The sequence below is a fragment of the Pedobacter sp. 01T416_2 genome, from assembly GCF_056398925.1.
Genome location: NZ_JBFTQI010000345.1, coordinates 1 through 6,031, shown reverse-complemented (window position 1 = coordinate 6,031; position 6,031 = coordinate 1). Strand labels below are relative to the sequence as shown.

General features: G+C 42.1%; 3 protein-coding genes. All 3 read right to left on the bottom strand.

The window, feature by feature from the left end; all coding sequences use genetic code 11:
* A partial coding sequence (locus tag AC1DPQ_RS15105) for a fasciclin domain-containing protein (RefSeq protein WP_477610040.1) occupies positions 1 to 1,045 on the bottom strand: 1,045 nt, incomplete at its 3' end.
* Between the two features lie 22 nt (positions 1,046 to 1,067).
* Positions 1,068 to 2,621, bottom strand: coding sequence for a RagB/SusD family nutrient uptake outer membrane protein (locus tag AC1DPQ_RS15100; RefSeq protein ID WP_477578071.1), 1,554 nt, complete (start codon positions 2,619 to 2,621; stop codon positions 1,068 to 1,070).
* A 10-nt stretch (positions 2,622 to 2,631) separates the two neighbouring features.
* Positions 2,632 to 5,856: a SusC/RagA family TonB-linked outer membrane protein gene (locus tag AC1DPQ_RS15095; protein ID WP_477610038.1), complete on the bottom strand. Its 3,225-nt coding sequence runs from the start codon at positions 5,854 to 5,856 to the stop codon at positions 2,632 to 2,634.
* Between the last annotated feature and the right edge of the window lie 175 nt (positions 5,857 to 6,031).

Genomic DNA, 6,031 nt, shown 5'->3' with positions numbered 1-6,031 from the left:
CCCTGAATGGTGCGCGTACCTTAATATCGAAATGTGCAGAAGGCTGATGTACTACACCATTGCTGGCCGTAACATCACTTTTATCGCGAAGGAGTGAAAAACCAGGTTCGTAAACACCATTAAAGGTATCATCGTTCATCAATACGGTTTCGCCAGAAAGTTTTGAGGTTAAAACCTCCAAAGGTGCTAAAGTATTGTGCGCACTCGCGGTAATGATATCGGCTAAATATTTGGCATCATATAAAATGTGATAGTTTAAAAAAAGCTGTAAACCATCTGTTGGCTGTGTTACATTTCCCGTAGCCGAATATTTGGCTTTTAAAGCCGCGTAACTGTTAATGCCTGCGGCTGCGAGGGTGGCATTACTTTCGGGAATTACCGTTAAAAATTTCTGCTTTTCGTCTGGATTATTGGCTGGAAGGATGTTCAGTTTATCATACAGACCACTTTCCCTGAGCGCTTCGGTAAAAATCGAATAATCAGGATTTGCAGCAACGGTTTGCGCAACGGTTAAAGTAGCCGGAGTTAATACATGATCAATACTGTGGATCAAACCATTCCCTACTGAAATATTAGGCTGGATTACACTTGCCTGCCTGTTGATACGGATTTTCGTCACCCCTGAAATCAGCTCGGAAGAAGTGGTTAAATATTGGCCGTACATCGTTAAATCGAACAGCTTACCATCGGTAAACCTCGATGTGGGTATGGAATCTTCCAACAGGTGCAAACGGATAAAACTCTTCCAGTCCGCAGCGGAAATATCGGCTACCGCACTTTTCCCTTTAGTTTGCAAATAGGCTTTAATGGCATCGTTAGTCGGTGCAAAAAGTGTGTAAGATCCATAAGCATTCAAAAAAGAAGCCGTTTCGGAGATTTCGAGGATCTTTGACAATTCTGAAAACTGCTCAGGGTGATTTGTTAAATACTGGGTCATATTTACCACATTTGATGTTCCCTGTACTACCGAGTCTTTACGGCAAGCCCAAAGACACATAAATAAACTGCATAATCCCAGCAGCACTATTTTAACATTCTGTTTCATAGCTTTATTTTTTGGTTAGCAATTATTGATAAAATGGATTTTGAACAAGCGCCTTGTTTGTTTGCAACTCATACGAATAGATCGGGAAATAATGACTTCTATGATCGCGGTATTTATTGATTACCGTTTGTTGTTTACTTGGTTGTGCACTGGCCGAAACAATGTCGATCAGTAGTTTTTCGTTTGCATAGTTACCTCTTTTGGCATTGCGCAGAATATCGTACCACCGTTTGCCTTCGAAAGCAAATTCGCGTGCCCGTTCTTCAAATACGTATTGCGAAACATTAGCTGTTAATGCAGGATCGGGTATTTCGATAAATTTATCAGCTACAAAAGTTTGTGCGTTGCGGGCTGCCCTGATTTGACCAACCAATTCAATGGCCTGGGTTCCATTGGCACTGTTGCCAGGTACCAGCCAGGTTAAGGCTTCAGCTTTCATTAATAACACGTCCGAATAACGATAGGCAAACCAGTGGGTGAAGGAAGTAGCTGCCGTTCTAAAATTGGTGAATTTGCAGATGGCAGAATTAGCTTCGAACATCGAGGTACCATTTCCGCGGATATCTTTATTACTCAGGTTAGCCAGATCTGTCCCGAACAATCCACCTTCTGCAATCCAATCTGCTGCCCTAAACTCTCTTCCGGTTATGCCGAACATGGGTGCAAAGGGATTGAGCTTTTGGTTATCAAACTGAAACTCAAAAATCCCTTCTACCGAATTCCCGTTAAGGTATACCGTATTGTAAAAATCGGTCTGCTGCGTGCCATTTGGCAATAATCTGTATTTACCCGATTCGATTACCTTATTGCAGGCATCGATACTTTTTTGGTATTCCTCATTCCATAAATAAGCATCGGCCAATGCGGTGTAAGCAGAGAATTTAGTCATTCTGCCCCGATCTTCGGCCATACTGCCATAGGTTACCTGTCCGTTTTCGCTGCCAAACAATAAATCTTTAATCACCTGCAGGTACACTTCCTGCTGGGTATTTTTGGCAATAGCACCAATCTGCGAATCGTTATAAGTGGGTTCGAGTTTAAGTGGTACTTCGCCAAACGAACGGAGCAGATAGAAATACATTAATCCGCGTAAAGCATGGGCTTCGGCTAAATAACCGTTCAAAGCCGTTTGCGTTAAAGTTTTATCCCTATTGATTACCTCAGGTGCAAATTTGATTACCGTATTGCAATAATTGATGGTTTTGTAAATGGCCTCCCAGTTTACCAGCGTATTGGTGGAGGCGATCTGTGTGCGCATAATATCATATTCATCCCTCAGCAATCCACTCAGTTTCGATTCGTCATCATCGGAAGAGATTTCTAAACCAGGCACCACCATATCGGCGCGGAGCTCGCCCCAGATAAAAAGGTATTTGGCCAAGGGTATATTGCTTCCGCCTAAAAGCGAGGCATAACAGCCCATCACCGCAGCATCAAGCTGTTCTTTGGTTTGCCAGTATTCATCGCGGATTAAACCGTCCTGAGGTTTTAAATCCAACCATTTCTTGCACGATGTTCCAAAAACACTAAGCAGTGTAATGAAAACCAGTAGCGTATATTTAATTTTTCTGTTCATGGTTAATCATTTAGAGTCCAAGGGTTAGGCCCATCGTAAAGGTTTTAGAGGGTGGTGTAAGCGAACCATCAGCTGCATAAGAAAAAGGATTACTGCTCCCTACAGAGGTTACATCAGGATCTTGTCCGGTATATTTCGTCCAGGTATATAAAYTTTGTCCGGTTACATAAATGCTGGCACTTTTTACACCGACCCTTTTCAGCATATTCTGGGTAAAGTTGTAACGTACGGTAACCGAGCTTAAACGGATAAAGGAAGCATCTTCTACATAACGGTCGGAGCCTAACCAGTTGTAACCTACACCGTATAAAGCGCGTGGCATATCAGTCACATCACCAGGGTTTCTCCAGCGCCTTAAAACCGCAGTACTCTGGTTGTTAACCCCATACATATTGGTGGTGGTAATTTTAGCGGTGTTTACGATATCGTAACCATAGCGGTAGCTAAAAAATGCCTGTACTTTCAGGTTGCCATTAAAGATTACGCTTGGCCCAAAACCACCGGTAAATTTTGGCACCGAATTGCCGAGATAAACCATATCTTTTTCATCAATGTTTCCGTCGTGGTTAATGTCTTCATACATCGCATCACCCGGTTGGAATACATAATCAACCGTTGGGTAATTGTAACGCATGTAAATGGTCTGGCCGTTTGGCCCAACAATTTCTTTCCCGTTCTGATCTCTGGCAATGGTCGCATCAGCATCTTTATACACCCCTTTGTACTTAAAGCCATAATACGAGCCAAATGGGTTACCGATAATCAGGAAAGATTTATAAGATCCTTGCGCCGGAAGCCCTACAGAGCTTTCTCTTGGATAGAACTCTGAAATGGATTGGATGGAATTGATGTTCCTCGAAATATTGAAATCAAAGTTTACAATCCATTTTTTGGTTTTAACAGGCGTAGTATTGATACCGATTTCCCAACCATTGTTGTTCATGGTACCAATATTCATATCAATGGCATTGTAACCAGTGGTAGCGGCGATCCTCAGGTCATTGTAAAACATATTTTTAGTGGTGTTCTGATAAATCTCCGCGTCGATTTTAACACGACTATCGAGCAGCCATAAATTGAAACCCAGATTCTTACCTACTACGGTTTCCCATTTTAACCTGGAAAGCTCGATGTTAGAAGGATAAACTGCTGCACGACCGGCATATGACCATGAAAACGGCGTATAATTGTTAAAATAAGCATAGTTACTGCCTGGTGCTTTTCCACTTGCGCCATAACTTAAGCGTAAACTTAAATCGTCAATGAACTTGAGGTTTTTCATAAATGGTTCGCCCGAAATTCTCCATCGGGTAGAAATCCCCGGAAAAAGACCAAAACGGTTATCTGGCGAGAACTTGGAATTACCATCTACCCTGCCATTCATGTTGATGATGTAGCGGTCTAAAAATTCATATTGTGCCTGCAACAACACCCCAACGCTTCTGGATTGCGCCTGACTGGAGTTTAAGCCCAAACCAGATCCATTGGTAATGGATGGATTAGATGGGTCTTGAAATTCAGAAGAGGCTGTATTTGCTGTGGCAACTGTATAAGAGGCCGATTTAGTATCGTTGGTTTGAAAAGAAAGCAAACCCTGAAGATTATGCTTTTCGCTTAAATGCGGACGGTAAATCAGGTTAATTTTCGACTGAATGTTGTATGAATCGCCATCAGCATCAGAAGCCCGGTTTACGGTTGGTTCGGTACTTGGTTGCCCGGTGGCAATTTGAGGTAAAAAGGTTTTCGATTTGGTATTGTTGATATCGAACTGAACATCTACCGTCGAAAATAAAACCGGAGAAATATCATATTGAAGATTAAATTTTGGTGTAATACGCTCGCCTATTAAATGGCTTGCACCTTCATTTGCCATGGCCAAAGGATTGTAGGTTGCACTATAACGGCCCTGGATATTGGAAATCGGTGAGAAATAAGCTGAAGTTTTATTTCCATATTCATCATACTCATAATCAGACATATTCGGCATTTTATTAATCGCCGTGCTACGCAAGGATTTATCGTAGTTGAGGTTGTTATCCACATGTGTATAGGTTACATCTGTCCTGAACCTCAGTTTGCTCGATACGATATAATCCAAATTAATCTTAGCCGTAATCCTAGATAAATCGGTTCCCAAAGTAGTTCCGGTTTGACCTAAATAACCAACCGATGCATAATAACGTGCTTTTTCACCACCCCCACTCATCGAAACGTTGTGATCTTGTGTATAACCATTGCGGGTAATCAGTTTTACCCAATCGGTGTTGTTGCTATAGTTGTAGTAATAATAGGCATCAGACGGGTCGTATTGGAAAGCTTTATTCTGTCCGTTGTTGCCTAAAAAGTCGAGTGGCAAACCTGTGGCATTCATTACCGCTTCTGGAATGAGCATAGAGTATTGATCGCCTGTTAAAAAAGGAATGGGATTAGGCTGCTGCGCCATCGAACCCTTAAAATTGTACGATACCACAGGTCTTCCCCTTTCACCACGTTTGGTATTGATCAGGAGTACGCCGTTGGCTGCCCTCGATCCCCAAACTGCTGTAGAGGCTGCATCTTTTAAAACGGTRATATCTTTAATGTCGGATGGTGCAATATTTAAAAGCTGCGCATAACCCTGCTCATCGGCTGTTCCGAAATTAAAATCAGAAGGAATTTCTGTTTCATAAGGCATGCCATCAAGTACAATGAGCGGCTCGGCAGAACCGTTGATGGATGAAGTACCACGGATCCTGATCGACATTCCTGCTCCCGGATCTCCTGAAGTGGTCCCAAAATCTACTCCTGATAAACGTCCGGCCAAAGCCTGATCGATGGAGGTTACCGCCAGTTCTTCCAAAGCTTTCCCGCTAACAGTTGCTGATGCAATAGTAGAGTTACGTTCGGCTATGTTTAAGCCTGTTCCGTTATTCACCATTTTTTTGGCGGTTAACACCACTTCCTGCAAACTGTTCGAACTAGGCTCCAATATTACATTTATGGTTGTGCGGTTACCAATTACACCTGCATTATGGCTGTTATAGCCAATAAATGATACCACCAACTGGTTTTTGGTGTTGGTTACCCTTAGGGCGAAATTCCCATTGATATCGGTACTTACCCCAGTAATGGTTCTTTTATTCTGATCTACCTCAATAACCGAGGCACCTATAATTTCGAGTTTGTCTTTTTTGTCGGTTACTTTTCCACGCACGGTAACGGGCTGCTGTGCACGGAGGGTTCCTGAATATCCCATGATTGTTAAAATCATAACAGATAGACAGAAAATTCTATATAGAAATATTTTCATCTTATATAATCTAGTTTTATCTGTAAGTGTTACTTATTGTAATTGAGATAATTGGAAATGGAATGGATAAGGGTACGGTTAGAGAGCTGGTTACTCGAACTGAAATTTACCTGTGTGGTGC

Bases quoted from the DNA above. Each gene is read 5' to 3' on its own strand.
- AC1DPQ_RS15100 (WP_477578071.1), bottom strand. From the start codon at position 2,621: ATGAACAGAAAAATTAAATATACGCTACTGGTTTTCATTACACTGCTT.